The organism is Paenibacillus sp. FSL E2-0178 (assembly GCF_038593005.1).
Lineage (GTDB): Bacteria > Bacillota > Bacilli > Paenibacillales > Paenibacillaceae > Paenibacillus_AQ > Paenibacillus_AQ phytohabitans.
The window spans coordinates 7,289,537-7,314,926 of the sequence record NZ_CP151953.1; the positions used below are offsets into that span (position 1 = coordinate 7,289,537).

The following is a 25,390-nucleotide window of genomic DNA, read 5'->3' on the forward strand; positions in this document are numbered from 1 at the left end:
TTATGAGGAAGAAAACCGCAATCTCATTAATCATCGTGTTACTTGGGCTGCTTGGTGCAGGTCTCTATGTTGTGCGGCAAAATACTTTTGACATGATAGAGCGAGCCGTCGAAATTCCCACGCCGCAGGGCAAATTGACCGGTACGCTTACGCTGCCCCGGAATGCGCCCGGTAGACTGGGTCTGGTGCTGTTTATCCATGGCGACGGACCAGTCGATGCTTCACATAATGACGGATACAAACCGCTCTGGGAACGGCTCGCCTCCCTGGGTTATGCCTCTCTGTCGCTTAACAAAAGAGGGATCAACGGCTCCGCCGGCAACTGGCTTGAGCAGAGTATCGGAGACCGGGTGGAGGAAGCAAGTCAGGCCCTGGCCTGGGCCAGAACACAGACGTTCGTGGATAGCGGGCGGATTGGTGTATGGGGAGCTAGCCAAGCGGGTTGGGTGATTCCGATACTTGCGGCACAAGAAACGCTCGCCTTCAGCATTCTGGTCTCTCCTGCCATCAATTGGCTGCAGCAGGGAGCGTATAACACCCGGCAGCAAATGAAGAAGGACGGTTATACCGACGAGGAAATTAAGCGCCAGATCACCTATGAGCAGCAAGTGAACGGGCTTCTGCTACGTGGGGCCGATTACGAAGAATATACTCAATTGACTCATCCGAAGGAGAAAATGTCCGCAGAACGCTGGTCTTTTGTCCGCCGGAACTTTCAAGCCGATGCTGCAAATGATCTGCAGAACTTCAAATCCCCGGTACTTCTGCTGCTTGGCGAAGAGGACTTGAATGTAGATGTGGAACAAACGGAGTCCGTGTACCGTGAGAACATCAGCCCTGCCTCACTGCTCACGGTTAAGCTGTTCCCGGACACCGAGCACTCTATGCTACGGGTCCAAACGGCTGATTCTGCACTGCGTGCATTGATGATCAGTCTCTTTGCCCCGCGGAAGATTACGGTTGATGGTTATATGGAGCAGATTGAACTGTTTCTGAGTAAACAGGGTTGAAATGTTTGAGCGAGATTCGAGGCTGTGGACGAATAAACAGACCGGGAGCATGCTCCCGGTCTGTCTCTATGCTACCTCATATCTCATCTGCCAATGACTATGATCAGATCAGCCGACATACTTCTCCAGCGTAGCCCTTACGGCACCGGGTCCCGCCAGCATCTCAGTGAACATCCCCTGGATGACTTCGCCGAGTCCGATGGCGTACAGATCAACGCCGAAGATAGCTTGATCCTCCAGAACTGCCCGCACCTTCGCTGCTTGCTCTGCATTCGCGCCAAGCGTAATTCCTTCCAGCCGGGTCTGCAAGGCTTCCAGCAGCGGGTCAGGACTCAGTGCGAATACGCCGCCTTCATCGTTCACGCCAAGCAGATACCGGCACCAGGCCGCAATCGCCAGCGGAATGGCGGTCAGCTGCGCCGGATCAAGATCCGCGCGGCGGATGTACGACTTGATCGTCTCGCCGAAGCGGATGCCGACCTTCTGCGAAGTGTCGGTAGCGATCCGCTGCGGGGTATCTGGAATGAACGGATTGGCGAAGCGTTCCTGCAGCACTTCATCGAGGAACTGCTTCGGACTGAGAATGCCGGGGTCGACCACGACCGGCAGACCTTCCTGGTAGCCGATGATCTCCACGAGCTTCCGCAATGTGGCGTCCTTCATCTCATCGGCAATCAGTGTATAACCCAGCAGACAGCCGGTTACAGCCAGCGCTGTATGCAGCGGGTTGAGGCAGGTGGTGACCTTCATGGTCTCCACATTGTTGACCGTATCCCGGTCGGTAAAAATTACACCGGCTTCTTCCAGCGCCGGGCGGCCGTTGGTGAATTTGTCTTCAATCACCAGATACTCGCTGATCTCGGCGTTGACGAACGGTGCAGTGTACGTATTCTTGGAGGTGACGATCACATCCATGCCGCCGATTCCCTGCTCCAGCAGCGCAGCCTGCACCGATTCGGACGGGCGCGGCGTGATTTTGTCTATCATCGACAGCGGGAAGGTAATCTTCTGCTCATCCTCAAGATAGGCTACGAAGCCTTCTTCCACATGGCCTTTGGCCGCCCATTCCTTGGCGATCGTAACCATGCCGTTCTTCAGCTTGTCGCCGTTATGCGAGCAGTTGTCCATGCTGACGAAGGTCATCGGGTACTGTCCCTTCAGATAACGCTTGTAAGCGAAGGAAGCGACGATGCTCATCGCATGGACCGGCTGATCCGGACCGCCGGCGATATCCTTCTCGACGATACCCAGATACTGGCCGTTCGGACCGGTGAGGGAATAGCCTTTTTCCGTAATCGTGAAGCTGGCCATCTGCAGGCTGGGATTCTCGAACACTGCGGTCAGGCGGTTGTAATCCGCTTCGCGGGTCTTATCCGCTGTGAGGCCTTCCACGATGCTGCTGACGATTCTCTTCTGGAAGTCGCCGCGCGCATTCATCAGTACCAATAGAGTCAGATTATCATAAGGCTTGTAGACCTTGTCGATCATCTCGAAGTCGAAGGTCTCGGCAGCGATGATGCCGGTATCTGCCTTGCCGCTGTCGAGCAGCTTCTGGTGGGCATTGGCCACGAAGCCTCTGAAGATATTTCCGGCGCCAAAATGAACCCACTCCGGCTTCTCCAGCGTATTCTGCGCTACCGCTGCGAAATCGAACTGCGGCAGCTCTACACCTGCGGCTTCCCAGGCTTCACGGTCCGCGATGCTGCTTCGGGTGAGGCTCAGCATTTACTTCGCCCCCTTGACATTCTCCAGGCTGTCCCATACGCCCAGCAGATACATAATGCCCATCGCTCTGTCGTACAGGCCATATCCCGGACGGCAGTTTTTCTCTTCACCCCAGAGATGTCTGCCGTGGTCCGGACGCACATAACCGGTATATCCGTTCTCATGGTACGCTTTGACAACCTCGGCTACATCCACGCTGCCATCGCGTCCGCGGTGGGATACTTCGATGAAGTCGCCATTGTCGAATACCTTCACGTTGCGGATATGGGCGAAATAAATCCGGTCATGGAATTCACGGATCATCGCCGGAAGATCATTCTGCGGGTTGGTTCCAAGCGAACCTGTGCAGAAGGTAAGTCCGTTATACGGGCTGTCGACCATGTCCAGGAAACGGCGGATGGAATCACGGCTGCGGATGATGCGCGGCAGTCCGAAGATCGGCCAGGCCGGATCGTCAGGGTGAATCGCCATTTTGATATCGACTTCTTCACACACCGGAATAATGCGCTCCAGGAAATATTTCAGGTTGTCGAACAGGACATCCTCGGTAACATCGGCGTAAGCCGCGAACAGATCATCCAGCTTCTCCAGCCGCTCCGGCTCCCAGCCCGGCATCGTGAATTCTCCGGCGCCCTTGAGAATCCGGTCAACCATTTCACGCGGATTATCCGTAATGGCAGCCTTTTCATAAAAGAGTGCATTCGATCCGTCCGGCAGCTCCTTGTACAGCTCAGTACGGGTCCAGTCGAACACCGGCATGAAGTTGTAGCAGATGACCTTAACGCCGACCTTGGCCAGCTTGCGGATGGTATCGATATAGATGTCAATGTATTTGTCGCGGGACGGCAGCCCGATTTTGATATCATCATGAACGTTAACGCTCTCAACAACAGCTGTGCTGAAGCCTTTGGCTGTAATCTGATCGGCAACCTTCTGGATTTCTTCCATTTCCCATACTTCACCCGCTACCTTGTGATGCAGCGACCAGACGATGCCCATTACCCCCGGAATTTGACGTACATGGTCAAGGGTAATATTGTCGTTGCCCTCGCCGTACCATCTCCAAGTCATATTCATTGTCATTTCCTCCTTGGTATTAAACATAAATACAAATAAAGTCATTCTGAAGCCTTGTGAGAATTGAACTTACGGATGAAACGTTTTGTGATATGATCATCTTGTATACAAGTTAGGATTCGTATTGATCATAGAATAAGCTTTATGCTTTGTCAATGAAATTCCTATCTGTTTTCTATATAATGAGTGGAGAAGAATATCGTACAGAAAGTTGGTCCATTCCATGACTTCCAAGAAAGAAATAATGTCGTATCTGAAACAGGAAATCCTCTCGCTTGCACTGAAGCCCGGGTCGATGATCAGTGAGACCGCGCTTTCCGAACGCTTCCAGCTGTCGCGGACGCCGATCCGGGATGTGCTGAAGCAATTGTCCCTGGAGCAGTACGTTGACATCTATCCCAAAAAAGGCAATCTGGTCTCGTACATAGATCTGGAGTCGGTGGAGCAGATAATCTATCTCCGCAATGTGCTGGAGAAGGAAATTATGAAGTCGCTGGCCGGTAATATTCCGCTGAAGGGGCTGCATGAGCTGAGGGGTAACCTTGCGCAGCAGCAGCAATGCATTGAGCAGGCCGAGGGGGCCGAGGTTTTCCTGCAGCTGGATGATCAATTTCACCGCACCATGTTCGGCCTGGCCGGACGAGAATTCCTGTGGGGGGTGCTGCAGCAGTTCAATGTGCATTACATCCGCTACCGGAAGCTGCATATGCTGAAGGACGAGAAGCTGGCTACAATTCAGCAGGAGCATCAGCAGCTGCTGGATTATATCGTGCAGGGGGACACAGCGGGGATCGATGAACTGCTGCATCATCATCTGCGGGCAGATATTGATTCGACGAACTTTCAGGAGCATTTTGCCACTTATATCAAGAAATAAATCCGTATTCTGGACCGTCTGGCAGATGCCAAATATCCCTGCACTCATGTGACATGAAGGCAGGGATATTTGGCATGGAGGCCTATTGTCCGGACTCGCGGTATTCGCGCGGTGAGGTGCCGTGCCAGCGCTTGAACTGCCGGCTGAAATGGGCAATATCGCGGTAGCCGAGAATGCCTGATATCCGGCTGACGGACAGGCTGGGATCATCCAGCAGGACCTTGGCTTCATGGAGCATCTGTTCGGACAGAAACTCCCGGGGCGAGATGCCGAACACCTGGCGGAACACCCGGTAGCAGTGCGAGGCGCTGATCCCGAGCTCCGAGGCAATATCATCAATTCCGTAATGGCTGTCATAGGGCAGCTCCAGCTTGAATTGCTGGTAGACCAGCCCCTGAAGGCGGCTGCGGATCTGGTGGGCCAGCTCAATCTTCTCATAGGTGGCAGGGGAAGACAGATCAGCTTCAATAGAGAAGGCTTCCCACAGCTGGGCGAACAGATCGAAGACGGCGGACTGCAGCCTCATGCGCTGTGACATGGTGATGTCCCCCGAGATAGAGCCTGAAATATCCACCAATTTGGAGAGGATGGGCCCTAGCTTATGGGCAATATTGCTTGCGGAAGGGAAGAGTACGTGATTCAGGCGGCTGAGCAAGGAGATCAGGAGCTTGTCATCGATATCAAAATGAATGCAGAAATACGTAAAAGCCTGGCCGTTTCCGCTGCAGCTGGCATGAGAATCTCCCGGCCGGAGCAGCACTAAGTCTCCGGCCTGCTGGATATAGCTGCGGTTATTAACGGTAAACAGCTGCTCCCCTTCCAGCACATAGTTGAATTCATATTGCGGATGGGCATGCAGCGGATAATCCCATTCCCCGCTGACCTTGCGCAGATGCATGCCAAACAGGTTAAGCGTGGTTTTCACATCCGGGATGATCGTTTCACTAAGGCATTGTCCCAGAACAGGCGGTAAAAAAGCGGAAACTATTAGATTCTCCCCCTGACGCTTGCGTTAGAATTAATGAGTGTATTCGTTTTACGCGATCCATTATCCCGTTTTTAGTATAGCTGAAACCTGCTTGATTTGGGTAAATAATTGCTTGATTTGACAATGTTCCCGTCCGGCGGCTGCGTGGTAGGATGAACCTGAACAGGAACTAGTATACAAGATGGGCGCAGAAGCCCGGGCTTCACCGGCTGTGTTTATACTGTGGCTCACGATACCTGCCCGGTCATACGCCCGCTAAGCATGAATAATACACTGGAGGAGATGTTGGCATGAGACAACAACCGGACAATCAGACTGCCGCAGTAGCCGGCAGCGGATACGACGCCTGGTTAAGCTACCCGAAGCTGCCGCAAGGCAATCTATATACGGAATATGTGAAATGGTGCGGAGCCGTATCCGTGACGGAAGAGCAGGAGACGGTGCAAGCCGCGCTGCGTGAATGGCAGAGAGGGATTGCCTCGATGCTGGACATTGAGGCAGGGGCTTCACCGGCTGCGGACGGATTCAGTGTGGCATTCGGCACCTTTAACGGCGGCAATCCGTGGGTCGAAGCCATATTTGACGAAACAGCCGGACAGGCGGTGGGACCGGAAGGGTTCGCGATCCGCACCAGCCTGACCCATAAGTGTATTGCCGTAGGAGCTTCCTCACCGGCAGGTGTGCTGTATGGTGTCTTCCACCTCCTGCGCCTGATCGGAAGTCTGAAGGACATTGAGCATCTGGATGAAACCGTGAATCCGTTGAACGCGCTGCGCATGATTAACCATTGGGATAATTTCGACGGCAGTGTAGAGCGGGGATATTCGGGGAGATCCTTCCTCTATGAGAATAACCGCTTCACGGATGATCTTAACAGAATTACCGATTACGCACGGCTGATGTCCACCGCAGGCATCAATGCCATTGCGATCAATAACGTGAACGTTCATGCGCTGGAAACTTTGTTTATCTCCACCTACCTGCCTGATGTTGCCCGGATCGCTGATGTATTCAGAACGTACGGCATCTGCCTGTTCCTGAGCGTGAACTTCGCCGGTCCGATGCATGAAGGGGAAGTGGGAACCGCAGATCCGCTGGATGCCGGAGTCCGGGAGTGGTGGATGACGAAAGCGGCTGAAATCTATACGGTGATTCCCGATTTCGGCGGATTCGTGGTCAAGGCCGATTCAGAGAACCGGCCAGGCCCGTTCACCTACGGGCGGGATCATGCCGATGGCGCGAATATGCTGGCGGAGGCGCTGAAGCCGTTCGGCGGCATCGTCATCTGGCGCTGCTTCGTGTACAACTGCAAGCAGGACTGGCGTGACCGCAAGACAGACCGGGCGAGAGCAGCCTATGATCATTTCAAGCCGCTTGACGGTAAGTTCCATGATAACGTAATTCTGCAGATCAAGAACGGCCCGATGGATTTCCAGGTCAGAGAGCCGGTATCTCCGCTGTTCGGGGCGCTTGAACAGACCAATCAGGTGATTGAATTTCAAATTGCCCAGGAGTATACCGGACAGCAGCGTCATGTCTGTTACCTGGTTCCGCAGTGGAAAGAGATTATGGAATTTGACACGCTGGCCCAAGGCGGAACGGCTCCGGTGAAGCATATCGTCGACGGCTCGCTATGGGGCAACCGTTACAGTGGTGTGGCTGCAGTATCCAATGTGGGCAATGACCGGAATTGGACCGGGCATCTGCTGGCCCAGGCGAATCTTTACGGATTCGGGCGGCTGGCCTGGAACCCGGAGCTTAGCGCGGAAGAAATTGCTGCGGAGTGGATCGCCCTGACGTTTGGTACAGACGCTGCGGTTGCCGGCGTAATCAGCCGGATTTTACTGGATTCCTGGGAGATTTACGAATCCTATACAGCACCGCTTGGCGTGGGCTGGATGATTAATCCCGAGCATCACTACGGCCCTAATGTGGACGGCTATGAATATTCACAATGGGGTACCTACCATTATGCCGATCATCAGGGAATCGGTGTAGACCGGACTGTGGCCACAGGCACCGGCTACAGTGCCCAGTATATGGGCAGCAATGCACAGCGATATGATTCGCTGGAAGAATGTCCGGATGAGCTGCTGCTGTTCTTCCATCATGTGCCGTATACCCATGTGCTGCATTCCGGCAAAACTGTGATTCAGCATATCTACGACACCCATTTTGAAGGTGCGGAACGTGCTGACGGACTGCTGGCTGCCTGGAGCGGATTGAAGGGCAGGATCGCAGAGGTGCTGTATGTGCAGGTAGAGGAACGTCTGCGGGGACAGGCTGCGCATGCCAAGGAGTGGCGCGACCAGATCAATACTTACTTTTACCGCAAGAGCGGCATAGAAGATTCCGGAGCACGCAAGATTTATTGAGAGTTAATAGGGAACTATTAGGAGGGGCAGGTTCATGACGCTCACTTTCGGACAGGTTATCGGACATTTAACAGCAGGCATCCGCAAGCCGGATGGAACGGTAGACAGACTGGAGCCGGGAGCTCCGGAGTCGGAGGTGCAGGGGATTGTGACCGCCTTCTCGGCTTCGCAATATGTAATTGAGCAGGCGGCCTTGCTTGGCGCGAATCTGATCATTACGCATGAAGGTGTTTATTACAGCCATCAGAATAACCGGGAGGGGCTGGAGAATGATCCTGTCTACCGGCAGAAATCTGAACTGGTCGCCAGCACCGGTGTAGGTATTTACCGCTTCCATGATTATGTGCACCGCTATACACCGGACGGGATCATAGAAGGGCTGCTGCGGGAGCTGGAATGGGAGCCGTATGTCGAACGGCATCTGCCCCATGTGTCTGTTCTCTCGCTCCCTGCTGCGTCAGTTTCAGAGATTGCCGGATATTTGAAGCAGCAGCTGCATATCCCCTATGTCCGCGCAGCAGGCAATTTATCCGCTGTATGCAGCAGAGTGGGCGTGCTGGTTGGCTACAGAGGCGGTGGTGCAGCTACCATTCCCCTATTTGAGCAGGAGTCACTTGATCTGATTATCGCCGGTGAAGGCCCGGAGTGGGAGACCCCGGAATATATCCGGGATGCCGTCCGGCAGGGCCGAAGCCGGGCATTAATTATGCTGGGCCATGCGGAGAGTGAAGCGCCGGGGATGAAGCTGCTGGCGCAGCGGCTGGCCTTGCAGTTCCCGGATGTGCCGGTGCATTACATTCAGGAACATCCCGTCTATCAGATTGTATAATTAACGGAACCTCTTTGAAGGTATGAAGACCAAGGGACAATGGCTGTCCCTTCAGGACTCCTGCCGGCAAGGAGGTTTTGAACGTTCAGCTGGAACATCCCGCCGGATTGCGCTGGACAGCGGCATTGCTTGCAGACTGCCGGTCTGGTTCATATTGCGGATTGCCCCCCGGGCGCAACTTCATATAGTGGAATTCTATATGAGGTTAGGCAGTGCAGAAGATGAAGCGCCATCTGGATAGCCAATTTCACGACAGGAGGATAGAATTAGGCTTATTCTATTCTCCTTTTGCGTTTTTAACCATTGATTCCGCATTTTGAATATTGTTTGTATACAAGATTCAGCTTACATTGTAGAGGCATCAAGCCATCAACTACACCTATAACGGAGGTCGTACCAGTGATGAATTCATCCAGATCCAATAAGCTGCATAAACCGCTTATCGTTGTGTTAGGTCTCACATTGCTTGCTGCAGGCTGCAGCAGCTCCAAGAAGGATAATTATGAAAGCGCTTCTGTCACTCCTGCCGGAAATGCCCCGGCTTCCAATGAAGCCGCTGCAGCTTTCACTTATCCGATGACGGGCGGCATTGAGCTGACTTATATGAATGAACAGCTGGGAGGTACGCCGGAACGGCTGCCGGTCGATGACGAATATGAGAAGCGGACAGGAATCGCAATCAGACAGCTGGGCGGAACACCGATGACCGACCAGAAGTTCAGTCTGCTGCTGGCCTCGGGCGAGCTGCCGGATATCTTCCTCAATACCTGGCTGCAATACCCGGGCGGACCTGATAAAGCCGTGGAGCAGGGGTACATTCTGAAGCTCAATGATCTGATCGATCAATATGCGCCTAACCTGAAGAAGACCCTTCAAGAGAACCCGGATATCGACAAAATGATCAAAACCGATGACGGTACGTATTACGCCTTCCCGTTCATCCGCTCGGAGATCGGCCGGGTCTACGGGGGGCCGATTATCCGCAAGGATTGGCTCGATGAGCTGAATCTCGGCATCCCGGAAACGATTGAGGAGTGGCATACCGTACTGACTGCTTTTAAAGACAAGAAAAATGCAGCCTCACCCGTAACCTTCCGTACGATATTCCTGGGAGAGCGGACTGGAGGGTTCGCCGGAGCGTTCGGTGTGATGGGTAACTTCTACGTTAACGACGGCAAAGTAGTCTATGGCTATCTGGAGCCTGGCTACAAGGAATACCTCAATACCATGAGCCAGTGGTACAAAGAAGGGCTGATCGACAAGGATTTCGCTTCGATTGACGGCGCTACCGTTGACAAGAAAATGACCTCGAATGTAAGCGGAGCAACGATCGGCTGGCAGTACTATATTGAGAAATATAACTCAGCCGTACAGGAATCGGACCCGGAAGCCGATTTTGTAGCCGCTCCATACCCGTCTGCGGTCAAAGGCGGACTTCCTGAGTTCGGCCAGCTGGATAATGCCTATGCGGGGACAAGCTCGGCAGCCATCTCAGCCACAACCAAAAATGTCGAAGCCGCTATGCGCTGGCTGGATTATGCTTTTACCGAAGAAGGCAGCATGCTGAATACCTATGGGATTGAAGGAACTACCTATACGCTGGAAAACGGCAAGCCTGTCTATACCGAACTTGTGGTTAAGAATCCGGATGGCCTCGGCAGCGACCAGGTCATGTCCAAGTATTCGCACGGCACCAACTTCCCGATGATTCAGCAGGACAATAATCTGCCGGCGAAATATCCGGCAACCACAGAATCTATCGGCATCTGGAAACAGACCAATCATGAGAGCCACCTGCTGCCTCCGGTAACGCCAACCGCCGAAGAAGCGGATGAAATGAGCAGCATTATGAACGACATCAATGCTTTTGTGAAAGATATTGAGCTCAAGATCATTCTGGGCACCGATTCCGTAGACAATTACGATAACTATGTGCAGCAGATGAGGGACCTGGGCATCGGGCGTGCGCTGGAAATTCAACAAGCAGCCTATGAACGTTACCTGAACCGTTAGATGATGCTCATATTTCCAGGCTTATACTACCAAACCTTTAGGAGGAATTATCCATGAGTCAAAAAAGGAAACTCAGCAATGGCTGGCAGTTCAGCAAGCAGCCGCTTCATTCGGAGCTTGCCAAGGTCGCCGCAGGTGCAGACTGGATGCCGGTTACGCTGCCGCATGACTGGCTGATCTATGATACCCGCAATCTCTACGAGAACGGGGAGGGCTGGTACCGCACCAGCCTTACGTTCGAAGAAGTACCTGCCGATGAGCTGGTGTCCCTGCGTTTCGAGGGAGTGTATATGAACTCGACGCTGTACGTGAACGGACAGGTGGCGGGGGAGTGGAAATACGGATACTCCACCTTTGAATTCGATATCACCCCGTACGTGATAGCGGGAGACAATGAAGTCTATATGCGTGTGATCCACGAATCGCCCAATTCCCGCTGGTACTCCGGCGCCGGAATTTACCGGCCGGTCTGGCTGAAGACAATGCCGAAGACGCATATGGCTGCTGACGGAATTTATATTGCGGCCAGAGCAGCGGCGGAGGGTGGAGCCTGGACTGTAGATGTGGATGTGGAGCTGCATACTGCTGAAGCTGGGGCGTCAGGCAGGGAGCTGAAGCTGCGGCATAGCATTCTGGATGCGCAAGGAACAGTAATTGCCGCAGGAACCTCTGAGGTGCCTGTGCTGCAGGGCGGTTCAGCCGTACATAACCACAGCCGCCTGACGGTTGATCACCCGTTGCTATGGGATGTTACCAGTCCCCATCTCTATTCTCTGCAATCTGAACTGCTGGCAGACGATGAGGTCATTGAAGTGGAGAAGGAGAGCTTCGGGTTCCGGACGATGGAGCTGGACAGTGACAAGGGCTTCTTCCTCAACGGCCGTCATGTCAAAATATACGGAGTCTGCCAGCATCACGACCTCGGTGCTCTGGGCGCTGCTGTGAACAAGGCGGCGCTGCGCCGCCAGTTCGTCCTGCTGCAGGAAATGGGCGTCAATGCCATCCGCACCGCGCATAATATGCCAGCTGTGGAGCTTATGGAGCTGGCCGATGAAATGGGGCTGCTGATCGTGTCGGAAGCCTTCGATATGTGGGAGCGCAGCAAGACGCCTTATGACTATGCACGGTTCTATCCGGAGTGGTGGAAGCGCGACATTGCCAGCTGGGTGCGGCGGGACCGCAACCGGCCAAGCCTGCTGATGTGGAGCATCGGCAACGAGATTTATGATACCCACGCTGACAGCCGCGGCCAGGAGCTCACCCGGGAGCTGCAGGAGGAAGTGCTGGTCCATGATCCGCGCGGCAATGCTTTTGTTACCATTGGCTCGAACTATATGCCCTGGGAGAATGCGCAGAAATGCGCCGATATCGTCAAGGTGGCAGGCTACAACTATGCGGAGAAATATTATGAGCAGCATCACCGGGAACATCCGGACTGGATAATCTACGGCAGTGAGACCTGCTCGACAGTACAGAGCCGGGGAGTCTATCATTTCCCGCTGGCTCAATCTGTTCTGGCCGATGATGATCAGCAGTGCTCTTCTCTGGGGAACAGCTCGACCAGCTGGGGTGCCAAAAGCACGGAGGCCTGCATCACCGCAGACCGGGATGCTTCCTTCTCGCTGGGACAGTTTCTCTGGACGGGCTTTGACTATATCGGGGAACCGACTCCTTATCACACCAAGAACTCATACTTCGGGCAGCTGGATACCGCCGGCTTCCCTAAGGATTCCTATTATATCTATCAGGCAGAATGGACGGATTACCGCACGCATCCGATGATTCATATCTTTCCTTACTGGGATTTCTCGCAGGGCCAGCTGATTGATGTACGGGTCTGCTCGAATGCTCCGCGCATTGAGCTGTTCATGAATGAAGTGTCGCAGGGCAGCGTGGACATCGATCATGTCCACGGACATAAGCTGCTTGGAGAATGGCAGCTGCCTTACGCGGACGGTGTCCTGCGTGCAGCTGCTTATGATGAGCAGGGGAATGTAATCGCCACGGAGCAGATTTCCTCCTTCGGGGATGCAGCTTCACTGGTGTTAACTCCAGACAAGCAGGAGATTGCCGCAGACGGTACGGATCTTATCTTCGTAACGGTCAGCACGCTGGATCCGTCGGGGCGTCCGGTAGCGAATGCCAATAACCGGGTTCACCTCAGTGTTGAGGGCCCCGGACGGCTGATCGGTCTGGATAACGGGGACAGCACGGACTATGATTCCTACAAAGGCGTAAGCCGCCGCCTGTTCAGCGGTAAGCTGCTGGCTGTGATTGCCGGTACATTGGAGCCCGGAACGATTACGCTGCGTGCGGCTTCAGCGGATCTGGCTTCGGCTGAGCTTACGTTGCGGTCGGTGCTTCCCGCACCGGGAATGATCGCCGAAGATGAGCTGTATCTGTATGCGCATAACCCGCTGGAGGCAGAGGCGGCATCCGGTAATCCGGAGAGCGGCAAGGAAGAGGAGATCCCGGTCCGCAAGCTGGAGATGATCTGCCCTGAGGGTAATATTCTGACGCCGGCGCAGCCTTCACTTCCGGTCCGGGTGAAGCTGCATCCGCAGGGTGCCGCCTGGCAGGATGTCGAGTGGCGGATCACCAACGCCGCCGGAATTGATGCCAATATCGCTACCATTGAGACCAGCGGGCATGAAGCCGTAATCACGGCTTTGGGTGATGGCGATGTATACATCCGCTGCGGGACAGCCAATGGCGCAGACGGCATCCGGCTCTATTCACAGATGGAATTCAAGCTTACAGGGCTTGGCCAGGCTTATCTGAATCCGTATGAATTTGTCTCCTCGGGATTCAACAGCAGCCATAGCCGGAATCTAACCAACGGTAATGAACGCGGTGTAGCTACAGCCCGGGAAGGGGAGAGCCGGATCTGCTTCGAACGGATCGACTTTGGGGATGATGGAGCCGATGAGATCGTTCTGCCAATCTTCTCGCTGGATGATCAGGAATTCCCGATTGAGATATGGGAAGGCATTCCCGGAGAGAATGGTGCCGAATTACTCACCATAGTCACTTACCAGAAGCCGTCCCGCTGGAATGTGTACCAGGAAGCAAGCTATACGCTGCCCAAAAGGCTGACAGGCATCACTTCACTGTCCTTCGTCCTGCGGAAGAAGATTCATCTGAAGGGCTTCTCGTTTGTCCGCAGGCACAAGGCGTATGAGCGTCTGGCTGCACAGGCCAACAGTGCTGTTTACGGGGATGCCTTCACCGTAACGGAGGATGCCATTGAAGGGATCGGCAACAATGTCTCGCTTATATTTGCCGGGATGGACTTTGGCGGGGGGGAATGCTCAAGGGTTGTCATTTGCGGACGCTCAACGCTTGCGAACAATACGCTGCAGATCCTGTTCAGCGGTCCCGGCGGTGAGTCCAAGCAGCTGATTGAATTTGCCGGAAGCGGCAGCTATACGGAGCGTGAATTCACTCTGGAGCCGCCGGTAAGCGGCAGCCAGACGGTCACCTTCCTGTTCCTGCCGGGCAGCCGGTTTGACTTCAAGTGGTTCCAGTTTCTGCCGTCTGCTGATTAGGGACAGTAAATGCTAGTTCCAAAAAACGCAAGATACCCGCAAAAGAGGTGGTCTTCGTTTGTTTTAAACATGGGGCTGTCCCAAAAGCCAAGAAATGGCTGCTTGGGACAGCTCTTTATTTTGTAGTAGCATCAACGTGGGCACTTGGGTGGACGCTCCGCAAACGGACCGTTGTTCCAATCGCTGTTGTCCCCAGATTTTATTGATTCCCCTTAGCAGTGAAAATCCGGGGACAAAGGCGACCGCATTCGCTTTTCCACAATCAGTCCGTCCTCTCCGCTGTTTAAGCGGGATACGAAAACACTTTTTTCAACAAACACAAAAAAAGAAATCGCCTTTTTGGTAAAATGGAGGTACCACCCAACCATTTCAAAAGGAGCGATTTCTTTGTACATTCAATATACCATGGACCAACTTTGCTTGCCAATGGATCTGGAAGAAGATATCCCGGAAAATCACCTCGATCGCGCTCGTGAATGCCGCCGTCAATCGGCTGGACAACGCCATTTTTGACGCGGTCTATCCCGGCGGCGGCCGTGACAGTTATCACCCTAAGATGCTAATCAAAGTCATTATTTACGCCTACACTCAGCGAATCTATTCGTCTCGTCAAATCGCTAAGGCCGTTCGAGAGATCATCCCTTTCATGTGGCTGGCCGGACGGCAACGCCCCAACTTTCGTACGTTGAATCGCTTCCGTTCCCAGCGAATGAGGAGTGTCCTTGAAACGGTATTTACCGCCGTGCTTCAGTTTCTAGCTGACGAAAAATACATTTCCCTTGAGCATTACTTTGTGGACGGCACCAAGATCGAGGCCAACGCGAATCGTTACACTTTCGTGTGGGGCAAAGCGGTTAATAAGCATAAGGCCAAACTCCAAGAAAAGGTACAGGCTTTGTTTGCCGACATTGAGGCCGCAGAGAAACAAGAAGAACAGGAACTCCGTGGCCAGGACCTGAACGAACTTGGCGAGTCCACCGAGATGAGCAGCGGGAAACTCGAACAAATGACTCAGGCGCTGGAGTCACAACTGCTCGAAAAACCCAAAGACAAGCCCCTGAAAAAAGCCGTTCGGAAGTTGCGTAAGGATTTGCTTCCCCGGCTGCTGAAGTACGAACAATACCAAAAGCTGCTAGGGGACCGGTACAGTTTCAGCAAGACCGATCCAGATGCAACGTTTAGCCTACAGTTTACACCAAAGACCGACCGACACCCGCTGTTTAGAACCACATATGGAAAAAGCGCAGCAGATCCTCGGGAAATTGCCAAAGACAGTCATTGCAGACGCAGGTTGTGGCAGTGAAGAAAACTACGCCTATCTGGAAAAGGAAGAGATTCAGGCGGTAGTGAAGTACGGCAGCTACCACAAGGAAAAGAGCAAAGCCTGGAAAGCGAATGTTGGTAAAATTGAGAACTGGATCTACAATACAGCCGAGGATAACTGGACGTGCCCAGCTGGGAAAATGCTGCATTTTCATAGGGAAAGCAAAGAGACCTTAGAGAGCGGCTATGAAATTCGTAGACGTCATTACCGAAGCAGCTCCTGTGACGGCTGCCCCCTAAAGGAGCGTTGCACGAAAGCGGCAGGAAATCGGGAGGTGGTCGTCAGTCTGGAACGGCTGCGATACCAGAAACAGGCTCGGGAAATTCTACGGAGTGAGGAAGGTTACGCCTTGGCCGTACGCCGAATGACGGAGCCGGAAAGTGTATTCGGACAACTGAAGAACAACCGGGGCTTCCGGCGATTTCTGCTTCGCGGCATGGAGAAAGTGACGCTTGAGGTCGGATCGCTTTCCCTTGCTCATAATCTGCTGAAGCAAGCCACCAATGACCAAAAACGCAGAGCAGCGATCCTCCAATAACGGGAGAATCGCTGCTCTGCTCACTTTTTTTAGCATTAAGAATGAAGAGAACTGTCTTCCGCTGTAGAAAATCTACTTTTGGGACAGCCTTATCTTTCTCGCTAAAACGGGGTACGCTGACCCAACAATTGGTGATAGCGTAGCTGAACAATCGACAATCGGGAGGAGTAACTTGGAGAAATATGTATAGCCACAGCTAAATAGGTAAAGAGATTTATTGACCTGGAAAAGTATGGAGACTATAATCAGAACAGGAAAATTCATTGGAGATATGAAAACTCTGTGTAACGGCGGCGTAGCGGAAGTTTCTTGAAGACACTTCTTGTAAGCGCAAACATCTAAATGGATCGTTCCGAATTACCTACGGAGGAGGAGATCAACGGACCAATATTATTTAGTTAGAATATTTTTCTTTTTTTTCTCTTCAATGCAAACGTTTGCACATTTTTACCCTATTAACACTAAATCAGGAGGTTGTTTATTTGGCACAAAAAACTGCTCGGAGATTAATTTCATGGTTGGTTATATTTGCGCTTTGCTTCAGCTTATTCGGCTTATCAGGGGGGGCTTCGGCCAGCGATACCGATTATACGGTCACCTATACAAGCTCTACAGCGACAGCTGTGACATTACACTGGACTACTAATAACTGGATGAATGTTGTGGACACGGCTATGGCCAGGAATGGGACCACATTTACGGCTAACATCAATGTGCCGGAGGGTGCCACACTAATTTATTGTTATCATATTACGGCCCCGACAGATTACTGGGACAGCAATGGCGGGAAAAACTGGACGGTCACAATTCCGGTTACCGGGAAATACGAAGCAGAGAACGCAGGCTTGTCTGGAGGGGCGAAAGTAAATACAAACCACACCGGATATTCCGGGACCGGGTTTGTGGATGGATACACCGCCTCCGGAGCAGCTGCAACTTTCAGCGTCCAGGCGTCCAGTCAGTTCGCCTATAATGCCACTCTTCGCTATGCGAATGCGACGGGCAGCGAGAAGAACATTTCCATTTATGTCAATGGAATAAAAGTAAAACAGACAACTTTGCCTAGCTTGGCCAATTGGGATACATGGGGTGACCAGACAGAAACGCTCTCCTTGCAGGCCGGAAATAATACGGTTGCTTATAAATACGACTCCACTGACACTGGAAACATTAATATCGACTATGTGACCGTCTCGCCTGGAGCTACTCCGTCGCCTACCGTAACACCAACACCAACACCAACACCAACACCAACACCAACACCAACACCAACACCAACACCAACACCAACACCAACACCAACACCAACACCAACACCAACACCAACACCAACACCAACACCAACAGCAACTGCGACACCAACAACAACTGCAGCACCAACAGCAACTGCAACACCTACAGCTACCGCAACACCGCCGGCAACCGTAACGCCGACACCCACAGTTATCGCAGCCGGGGTAACGGTTCACATTAAGAAACCTTCAAGCTGGAATTCAGCGATGCGAATCCATTATTGGAATCTGAGTCCGGCAACCGTTCCAACAAGCGGGGCATGGCCGGGAATTCTGATGAAGTCGGATGGGAACGACTGGTACAGCTATACGATTGCTGATGCCGCGGGCGCGAGTCTTATTTTTAATGACGGCAGCGGGAAACAGACGGTCGATTTGTCCCGCAGTGTGAAGGAGTCCTGGTATTACACGGATAACGTGTGGTATGAAGCCAACCCGGAAATCCCCAAAATTCCAGTGGTTTCAGTCTCTCCTGTGCCGAAAACATACGATTCTGCCCAGACAGTGAAACTTTCCAGTACCAATAGCGGCGATAAAATTTACTATACAACAGACGGCTCAACACCTACGACAGCATCGGCCTTGTATACCTCGCCAATTCAGGTGGCTTCCTCTTTGACTATCAAGGCCTTTGGTGTGAACTCATTGAGTCAAGCAGGAAATGTAGTCTCTTTCGCTTATGTGATTGACTTAAATGCCGATTTTGGGGCCCCGACAATCACAGCAAATTTGCCTGTTGGGCATTCTGAGTCCCAGGTCGCTGTATCTTTCACGATAAAAGATAACAAGGCAGCAACGACGAGGGCATACTACACAGACGATGGTTCGGAACCATCCGCAAGTTCTAAAGCCTATATTTCAGGCAATACACTGACCGGCTTGACTGGACCTTCCATACTTATCTCCAAAACCACCACTTTGAAGTTTCTAGTGATAGACGGCGCCGGCAATCAAACGACACAAAGCTTTGTCTACAATATCGGAAAGTCGGGGGATTTCCGGGAAGACAGCATTTATTTCGTGATCACTTCGCGGTTCTATGATGGCGATCCGAGCAACAATGTGCACGCATGGGATGATGCCAAGGCGAACAATCCGGATTCGGACCCGGCTTGGAGAGGCGATTTCAAGGGCCTGATTCAAAAGCTCGATTACATCAAAGCTCTTGGATTCAGTGCCATCTGGATTACACCTGTTGTGGAGAATGCGAGCGGTTATGATTATCACGGCTATCATGCAATTAATTTCGCTAAAGTAGACCCAAGGTATGAATCGGCAGGTGCTTCCTATCAGGAACTGATCCAGGCGGCCCATGCCAAAGGACTAAAGGTTATTCAGGATATCGTCGTCAATCATACCGGTAATTTCGGTGAAGAGAATCTGTTCCCCATGTTCAAGAAAGATGAGACTAAGCCGGATACTGTGGGCAACATGCTCAAAATCACGGATAAGCTGCCGGCAAACTATAATTCTATGACACCCGATCAGCAATATCAGGCAAGACTTGCATTAATGAAGACAGAGGGGATGAATAATAACATTTACCATACGGAGAAAAGTCTTTCCTGGGAATCTTATACCGTACAGACAGGACAGATTGCCGGAGACTGCGTCGACCTCAACACAGAGAATCCAGCAGTTAACCAATATCTGATTGACTCCTACAACCAATATATTGATATGGGCGTTGATGCTTTCCGTGTGGATACTGTGAAGCATGTGAGCCGATATATTTTTAACAAATACTTTGTTCCGGCCTGGAAGACCAGAGGCGGCTCGGACTTCTTTATCTTTGGTGAAGTGGCTACCCGCTACAGAGATGTATGGAACAGCGGGATTCCGGCAATTTCGACACCATTTTATACATGGAAATCTTCGAAATCGTATCCGGGCGATAACATAAATGACTACGCTTCTAATAAAGCGTCGGTTGAACAGGAGTGGGCAGACAACTCGACTACAGCAGGACAGCCTACCTCGAACAATGCTTTCCTGATCGGCAATACCTATCATGCGCCTGACTATTCGATGAAATCGGGTATGGATGTAATTGATTTTCCTATGCATTGGGCATTCAAGTCAGCACAGGAAGCATTCAGTATGAAAAGCGGTGACCAATTCTATAACGATGCTACCTGGAATGTAACCTATATCGACTCTCATGACTATGCTCCCGACCAGGCTCCGGAAAACCAGCGCTTTGCCGGTACACAGGACACTTGGGCTGAGAATCTCGCTCTGATGTTCACTTTCCGGGGGATCCCCGCCATTTTCTATGGTTCTGAAATCGAATTTAAAAAGGGGGCCGTTATCGATGTAGGTCCAAACGCACCGCTCAGCACAACAGGCCGCGCTTACTACGGGGACCATATTGAAGGCAGTGTTACGGTACAGGATTACGGCAGATATACCAATGCTACCGGCACACTTGCGGACTCGCTCAACTATCCTCTGGCCAAACATATCAGACAGCTCAATTTAATCAGAAGAGCGGTTCCTGCTTTGCAGAAAGGTCAGTATTCTACAGAGAATGTATCGGGCAATCTGGCGTTTAAGAGAAGATATACCGACAACGCCAAAGGCATTGACAGCTTTGCATTGGTTACGATTTCGGGGAATGCCACTTTTACCGGAATCCCGAACGGAACTTACGTAGATGCGGTGACTGGCGATTCCAAAACCGTTACCAACGGCACGATCACACTGACATGCTCCGGTAAAGGAAATGCGAGAGTGTATGTGTTAAATGGCAGCGGCGGAATTGGAGTGACGGGTACCTACCTGAAGTAACCAGCAGCATGTCTTATTAAAAGAAGCACCTTCAGCCGGTATCTCACCGTACTGAGGGTGCTTCTATGCTTTTACGTAAAGTTTTCTAACGATTCATTTCTGATCAGGAGTCGTAGATCTTATAGTGATCTTCATCTTGTTCTTCGAGAGTCCGTATCTCAATCAGTTTCATGGCGTTGAATGCCCTGACTCCATGCCGGTCTCCCCGAACCATTGTAAATATCTCACCTGTACGGGCCTCAGCAATCGAATCGTTCAGAACGACTTCCCCGTGACCGGACACGACCATCCAGCTCTTGCTGGAATGAAGACAGGGCATTTCAAGCAGAGCATGGTCCGGCAGCAGGGATAATTTAATTGTAAGCACAAGCCCCGAATCGTTTGCCGCCTGGTCCAGAAGGGTATAGCTGCCCCAGCCGGTCTCCCCGTACCTCGGCAACTGAACAGAATGCTCTTGCAGGATATCCTTGATCATGTTTGCTTCCTTCCTGGCTGCAACCAGGATGCCTTCGGGGCTCGCTATGGCGACTATGCCGGGTACACCGATTACATGCAGCGGAACCTTCAGCTCATTGACGATATGGGTATCCCGGCATTCCCCCCATAGGCCTCCTTCGCCAGTCAACGGAGAGTCCAGCCGGGCAGCCAGCGTATCCCAGCTTCCCAGATCAGACCATTCCCCCTTATGCCGTACAACGACTGCTTTGGTGCTGTGCTCCGCCACTTCCTTGTCGAAGCTGCGGACCGGAAGTCCGGCATATTGCGCAGCAAATGCCGCATGATCAGCGGGCAGCCCCATCCTCTGCAGATGCGACAGCAGGAAGCTTAGCCGAAACGCGAATACCCCGCAGTTCCATAAAGCCTGCTCCTCTATCAGCTCCCGGGCTTTGGCGATATCCGGCTTCTCTGCAAAAGAGAGCACCTGAGCATACGCCTCCGTGCCCCCTTGTGCCGGGACAATATAGCCGTATTGATCGGAAGGATAGGCAGGCTGGGTTCCAAGCAGGAGGAGCTCTGCCTGTGAGGATGCCAGAATATCCGGAAATTGAGGAAACAGCCGGAAGAAGTCTTCGTCCGCATACATATCAGCCGGAGCCACGCAGATGATGTCCTCCGGTCTAGCCTTTCCTGCGGAGTACAAATGCAGGGCGCCATAGGCGGCTGCCGTAAATGTGCCGCGCTTGTGAGGCTCCCCGATCACCGGAAACTTGTTTCCGGTATAGCGGCGGGTGATGGCCAGCTGGTCCTGATGTGCGACGAACAGCACGGATTCGTCAAGTCCCGCTTGAGTGAGCTGCCGGCATACGCGTCCGATCATGGACTCTGTGCCCCCGTCAGGTGCAGGAAGCAGCGGCAGGAACATCTTGGAACGGAGGCTGCCGGAGAGGGGCCATAGCCGCATACCGGAGCCCCCGCTTAGAAGAATAGTATGCAAGGCGGTCTGCCTCCTTAAGGTTTGGGCGGAGTGGAATATCCCTTGCGCTGATGGAAGGACAGCGAACGGTACGTACGGGCATACTTCTGAAGCTGCGCTTTGCCCAGGGAGGCTGCCGGAGTCTTCAGAGCTTTATTGTTGGCGTTCCTGAGCAGCACAGCGGCGCTGTTCCTGCTGTACACATAATTGGCATAGGTTTCGAATTCGGAGAAGCCGAACTGCTTCGTTTTGTCGATGGAGCGGAGAATGGCGGCATGCCAGGGCATCCCGTGCCGGGCTTCAATAGTTCTTTTGAGACTGGCCAGCTTCGCGGACTCGAACAGCATATAGTGTGTAACAAAAGACTTAGGGGAAGGAGCGGCGGCGGCGAGCAGCTTCCGGTAGGTGCGGAAATATTCCGGCTGGCTCCAGCTGCGGCAATAAAAGATGCTTTTCCCGCCGGAACGGAAACGATGGGGGCGAATCAGCACCGTATCCGCATCAACCACCAGGAAAAATTTCTCGCGGCAAATATGATCCCCGTTCATCTTAAGCAGCTGCTGGTACAGCCAGCCGGAACGGTTCCAGCGGAAAGAGGAGTAGCGGATAGCTTTCTTGGTGAACGGCAGAACGGTGGTTTCATTGACAAAGACACAATTTTTGCGGGAGCACAGCCCTCTGATCTTGCTGCTGTTCGGCGAAACAATATAAATATGGCTGATAGGGTGGCGGACGTAGCGGCGGAGACTGTCGATCACATGGGGGAGGGTGGCAAGATCCTTTTCAATAGCCGGGATCAGAACATCGATTGGAGGGCCGTTTTTCGTTACATTTTCCGAAGTATCTGACATGGGTTCATCTCCGTACCTATATTGACACTTGAGCGTCTGCACTAGGGTATGCCTGCGGATTAACGGTTGACAGGGCAATGATCCTGCTGAAAGTTTATCTTCCCATAGGGGGCAGATGCTTTATTCAAATACGCCTTCTTCCGCATAGAATGCAGCGACTATGCAAATCAAGGGAGGATGGAAAGCTCCTTCCCGGACAGGAGAGTGCATGCGTGACAGCCAAGCAGGTTCAGTCAGGTCAGAGCAAATGGTACAAGACCCAATTGTTGCTTAAGAACCAAACCATTACCCCCTTCATTCCGGATACCCGGAGGTTTACCAGACGCAATCTGGAGCAGATGATTCACAGCTATGGAATGATTTATGTCAAGCCTGAACGGGGAACCTATGGCAATGGAGTGATCCGCGCTGAGCGGGGGGAACGGCAGGGGTATACGTACCAGTATGAGGAAACGCGGCGCCATTTCGATACGTTTGAAGCATTTCATAAAAGTCTGGCGAAGAAGATCGGCAGAAGGAGCTATCTGGTTCAAAAAGGTATCCATCTGCTGAAGCAGGGCGGGCGCCGTTTCGACATCCGGGTGATGGTGCAGCTCAGCCCCAAGGGCGTCTGGGAGGCTACCGGGATCATTGGCCGGCTGGGGCATCCGCGCAAAATAGTAACCAATTACCACAGCGGCGGCAAACCGACCGCAGTGGAGCAGTTGCTCTCTACCCATCTGTCGGCCCACCAGCTCGCGCAGCTGAAGGGAGAGCTGAACCGTCTGGGCACACGCATCGCGGTTCAAATGCAGAAGACCTATCCGCGCCACCGGCAATTCGGTGTAGACATCGGTCTTGACCGGACGCTCAAGCCATGGATTATTGAAGTGAACATGAATCCTGACCCGTATATCTTTAATCAGCTTAAGGATAAATCCATGTACCGCAGAGTGATGAGGTACCGGCGTTTTAGCCTGAAGCCATAGAGCACACAAAGAAGGCCTGCTAACGTGCAAGGCCTTTCTTTTGTGATCATTTTTTTATAGGCTTACGCTTTGCCAGCAGGAGTCAATTAGACCTTCGATCTCCTCGTCCTTAAGGTCCAGATAATGGTTCAGTGCGCTTTTCACGACATAGACGATGGAGCCGTAATGCATCTGCACCATGAACTTGGGGTCCATAGCGGTAAACAGCTTCTGCTCAACGGCTTCGGCGTAGAGCTTCTCCAGCGGATGACACCAGCCGCCTTCATAGGCCGCTTGCTTGACTTCATCATAGATATAGGGCGAGAACGAATACTGTTCGATAAATTGAAAGCCCTGCGGATACTCCAGTGACAGGGTGATCAGATTCCTCCAGGCCCGCTCCAGACGGGTGCGCAGAGGTTCGTCGGTATATACACCGTCAAGCACTTTATGCCCGTTAAAAGTAACGATACCCCTATACAGCTCATTGATGATTGCTTCTTTACTCTCAAAATAATGATAGATGCTTCCGGTAGAAATCCCGGATTTCCTGGCAATCAGCGACATGGAAGTCGCCTGAAGCTCCTTCTCAATAATCAGACCCAGCGTCGTTTCCAGAACGGCCTGCTGAACCTTATTATAATTGTCGAACATAAACCCGCCTCCAATCGAACATTCATTCTAATGTAAGGCAAGAGGTTCCGGCTTGTCAAGGCACGTAGGGGAACGGTATTATGACTGCGTTTTAGCGGTTATTCTGCGCCATGGTCTCCAGGTACTCTTCAATCGGCACGGAATTACGCAGCGCCATTAAGCTGTTCCCTGTATCGCCGATCACCGTCCGGAATTTGCTGCTTACCCCGGTGGCCAGGTCTGCTATCGCATCAACAATTACTTGCGGGTCATCCAGCTGGCTGTTGTCGCGGTTTCCCATCAGCGCACTCAGTTTCTCCATCATCTCATCGTACACTGTAATCTTCTCATCTCTGTTCCAGATGATATTATTCGTGAAGTTATTGCCGGAAGAACCGCCTTGCTCGATCAGCCTCAGCTCAATATTCAGCGGCTTCAGCTCGTAGTACAACCCTTCGGTTAATCCTTCCAGCGCGAACTTGGACATATTATAGAGAGAGCCGAGCGGAACCGCAGTGGTCACACCCATGAAGGAGCTGATGTTGATGAACATCCCGCCGCCATTGGCCCGGAAGTGAGGCAGGAAGCGGCGGATCACATTGATCGGTCCCCGGGTATTGACAGCGAATTGCCAATCGATATCCTTCTCAGCCGCCAGCTCCAGCGGTCCATAGGTGCCCATTCCTGCGTTGTTAACAACAACATCTATCTTGCCAAAAGCGTCTATAGCCGCATCCACAGCCAAACTCACCTGGTCCGGATTTGTAACATCCAGTTTGAACAGCCTGATATTGTCGTACTGGCGCAGCTCCTGCCCGTTCTCCGGTGTACGCATAGTGGCCGCCACATTCCAGCCCATTTTGGCAAAATGAATCGCAGTTAGCTTTCCGAGTCCCGAACTGGTACCTGTGATGAAAATCGTTTGAGCTGCTGTGTTAGTAGACATGAATATTCCCTCCTAATTTTAGATCGAACGATCATTCTAATGCGTGATAAAAAAATATACCGTCCATTAGAATGATCATTCTAGGGACATTATTATCCTTTCGGCGGGGATTGTCAAGGGCAAGTATATATGCTGTTTGTTTGGATTCCGTTTAAACTCAGTTTACATTCCCTAAGTACATTAGGTCTGCAGCAGGGATCAAGGCTATGCCGA

At 52.3% G+C, this 25,390-nt stretch carries 17 protein-coding genes; 10 read left to right on the plus strand and 7 right to left on the minus strand.

The window, feature by feature from the left end; all coding sequences use genetic code 11:
* Nucleotides 1–2 precede the first annotated feature (2 nt).
* Nucleotides 3–1,010, plus strand: coding sequence for a CocE/NonD family hydrolase (locus MHI42_RS31270; RefSeq protein WP_342421711.1), 1,008 nt, complete (start codon nucleotides 3–5; stop codon nucleotides 1,008–1,010).
* A 108-nt stretch (nucleotides 1,011–1,118) separates the two neighbouring features.
* On the opposite strand, the gene MHI42_RS31275 is transcribed toward MHI42_RS31270, so the two are convergent.
* A complete protein-coding gene (locus tag MHI42_RS31275; protein WP_342421712.1) occupies nucleotides 1,119–2,735 on the minus strand; it encodes a mannitol dehydrogenase family protein in 1,617 nt (538 codons plus the stop codon).
* A complete protein-coding gene (gene uxuA / locus MHI42_RS31280; RefSeq protein WP_342421713.1) occupies nucleotides 2,736–3,812 on the minus strand; it encodes a mannonate dehydratase in 1,077 nt (358 codons plus the stop codon).
* A gap of 223 nt (nucleotides 3,813–4,035) precedes the next feature.
* Here uxuA and MHI42_RS31285 point away from each other — a divergent pair, with 223 nt between their 5' ends.
* Entirely contained in the window at nucleotides 4,036–4,689 is a 654-nt protein-coding gene (locus tag MHI42_RS31285; protein ID WP_076248876.1) for a GntR family transcriptional regulator, read from the plus strand.
* Nucleotides 4,690–4,771: 82 nt separating this feature from the next.
* Here MHI42_RS31285 and MHI42_RS31290 read toward each other — a convergent pair whose 3' ends face one another.
* The gene (locus MHI42_RS31290) at nucleotides 4,772–5,587 is read right to left on the minus strand and encodes a helix-turn-helix transcriptional regulator (RefSeq protein WP_342421714.1); all 816 of its coding nucleotides are present in this window, start codon (nucleotides 5,585–5,587) and stop codon (nucleotides 4,772–4,774) included.
* Nucleotides 5,588–5,967: 380 nt separating this feature from the next.
* Here MHI42_RS31290 and MHI42_RS31295 point away from each other — a divergent pair, with 380 nt between their 5' ends.
* The 7 genes from MHI42_RS31295 to MHI42_RS31325 all read left to right on the plus strand — a co-directional run bounded on the left by MHI42_RS31295 (nucleotide 5,968) and on the right by MHI42_RS31325 (nucleotide 20,386).
* On the plus strand, nucleotides 5,968–8,052 hold the full coding sequence (locus MHI42_RS31295; protein ID WP_342421715.1) for an alpha-glucuronidase family glycosyl hydrolase: 2,085 nt from the start codon (nucleotides 5,968–5,970) through the stop codon (nucleotides 8,050–8,052).
* Between the two features lie 34 nt (nucleotides 8,053–8,086).
* Nucleotides 8,087–8,881, plus strand: coding sequence for a Nif3-like dinuclear metal center hexameric protein (locus MHI42_RS31300; RefSeq protein ID WP_342421716.1), 795 nt, complete (start codon nucleotides 8,087–8,089; stop codon nucleotides 8,879–8,881).
* Nucleotides 8,882–9,283: 402 nt separating this feature from the next.
* On the plus strand, nucleotides 9,284–10,894 hold the full coding sequence (locus tag MHI42_RS31305) for an extracellular solute-binding protein (protein ID WP_342421717.1): 1,611 nt from the start codon (nucleotides 9,284–9,286) through the stop codon (nucleotides 10,892–10,894).
* Between the two features lie 53 nt (nucleotides 10,895–10,947).
* Entirely contained in the window at nucleotides 10,948–14,442 is a 3,495-nt protein-coding gene (locus tag MHI42_RS31310) for a glycoside hydrolase family 2 TIM barrel-domain containing protein (RefSeq protein WP_342421718.1), read from the plus strand.
* 472 nt (nucleotides 14,443–14,914) lie between these two features.
* Nucleotides 14,915–15,745: a transposase gene (locus tag MHI42_RS31315; protein ID WP_342421719.1), complete on the plus strand. Its 831-nt coding sequence runs from the start codon at nucleotides 14,915–14,917 to the stop codon at nucleotides 15,743–15,745.
* Entirely contained in the window at nucleotides 15,675–16,304 is a 630-nt protein-coding gene (locus MHI42_RS31320; RefSeq protein WP_342421720.1) for a transposase, read from the plus strand. The genes MHI42_RS31315 and MHI42_RS31320 overlap by 71 nt, the downstream gene beginning before the upstream one ends.
* Nucleotides 16,305–16,786: 482 nt before the next feature.
* A complete protein-coding gene (locus MHI42_RS31325) occupies nucleotides 16,787–20,386 on the plus strand; it encodes an alpha-amylase family glycosyl hydrolase (RefSeq protein ID WP_342421721.1) in 3,600 nt (1,199 codons plus the stop codon).
* Nucleotides 20,387–20,489: 103 nt separating this feature from the next.
* Here MHI42_RS31325 and MHI42_RS31330 read toward each other — a convergent pair whose 3' ends face one another.
* Both MHI42_RS31330 and MHI42_RS31335 read right to left on the minus strand, forming a co-directional pair.
* Nucleotides 20,490–21,821: a sugar phosphate nucleotidyltransferase gene (locus MHI42_RS31330; RefSeq protein ID WP_342421722.1), complete on the minus strand. Its 1,332-nt coding sequence runs from the start codon at nucleotides 21,819–21,821 to the stop codon at nucleotides 20,490–20,492.
* A gap of 14 nt (nucleotides 21,822–21,835) precedes the next feature.
* Complete coding sequence (locus tag MHI42_RS31335) at nucleotides 21,836–22,651, minus strand: DUF6492 family protein (RefSeq protein ID WP_342421723.1); 816 nt, start codon at nucleotides 22,649–22,651, stop codon at nucleotides 21,836–21,838.
* Nucleotides 22,652–22,863: 212 nt separating this feature from the next.
* On the opposite strand from MHI42_RS31335, the gene MHI42_RS31340 reads away from it, so the two are divergent.
* Entirely contained in the window at nucleotides 22,864–23,619 is a 756-nt protein-coding gene (locus MHI42_RS31340) for a YheC/YheD family protein (RefSeq protein ID WP_171718135.1), read from the plus strand.
* A gap of 54 nt (nucleotides 23,620–23,673) precedes the next feature.
* On the opposite strand, the gene MHI42_RS31345 is transcribed toward MHI42_RS31340, so the two are convergent.
* Nucleotides 23,674–24,252 (minus strand): TetR/AcrR family transcriptional regulator, encoded by a 579-nt coding sequence (locus tag MHI42_RS31345; protein ID WP_342421724.1) that lies wholly within the window; start codon nucleotides 24,250–24,252, stop codon nucleotides 23,674–23,676.
* Nucleotides 24,253–24,343: 91 nt separating this feature from the next.
* Entirely contained in the window at nucleotides 24,344–25,177 is an 834-nt protein-coding gene (locus MHI42_RS31350) for an SDR family oxidoreductase (protein WP_342421725.1), read from the minus strand.
* Nucleotides 25,178–25,390 lie beyond the last annotated feature (213 nt).

Coding starts and splice junctions, on each gene's coding strand:
- MHI42_RS31305 (WP_342421717.1), top strand. CDS start 9,284: ATGAATTCATCCAGATCCAATAAGCTGCATAAACCGCTTATCGTTGTG.
- MHI42_RS31310 (WP_342421718.1), top strand. CDS start 10,948: ATGAGTCAAAAAAGGAAACTCAGCAATGGCTGGCAGTTCAGCAAGCAG.
- MHI42_RS31350 (WP_342421725.1), bottom strand. CDS start 25,177: ATGTCTACTAACACAGCAGCTCAAACGATTTTCATCACAGGTACCAGT.
- MHI42_RS31300 (WP_342421716.1), top strand. CDS start 8,087: ATGACGCTCACTTTCGGACAGGTTATCGGACATTTAACAGCAGGCATC.
- MHI42_RS31320 (WP_342421720.1), top strand. CDS start 15,675: ATGGAAAAAGCGCAGCAGATCCTCGGGAAATTGCCAAAGACAGTCATT.
- uxuA (WP_342421713.1), bottom strand. CDS start 3,812: ATGAATATGACTTGGAGATGGTACGGCGAGGGCAACGACAATATTACC.
- MHI42_RS31290 (WP_342421714.1), bottom strand. CDS start 5,587: ATGCATCTGCGCAAGGTCAGCGGGGAATGGGATTATCCGCTGCATGCC.
- MHI42_RS31295 (WP_342421715.1), top strand. CDS start 5,968: ATGAGACAACAACCGGACAATCAGACTGCCGCAGTAGCCGGCAGCGGA.
- MHI42_RS31335 (WP_342421723.1), bottom strand. CDS start 22,651: ATGTCAGATACTTCGGAAAATGTAACGAAAAACGGCCCTCCAATCGAT.
- MHI42_RS31275 (WP_342421712.1), bottom strand. CDS start 2,735: ATGCTGAGCCTCACCCGAAGCAGCATCGCGGACCGTGAAGCCTGGGAA.
- MHI42_RS31270 (WP_342421711.1), top strand. CDS start 3: ATGAGGAAGAAAACCGCAATCTCATTAATCATCGTGTTACTTGGGCTG.
- MHI42_RS31345 (WP_342421724.1), bottom strand. CDS start 24,252: ATGTTCGACAATTATAATAAGGTTCAGCAGGCCGTTCTGGAAACGACG.
- MHI42_RS31285 (WP_076248876.1), top strand. CDS start 4,036: ATGACTTCCAAGAAAGAAATAATGTCGTATCTGAAACAGGAAATCCTC.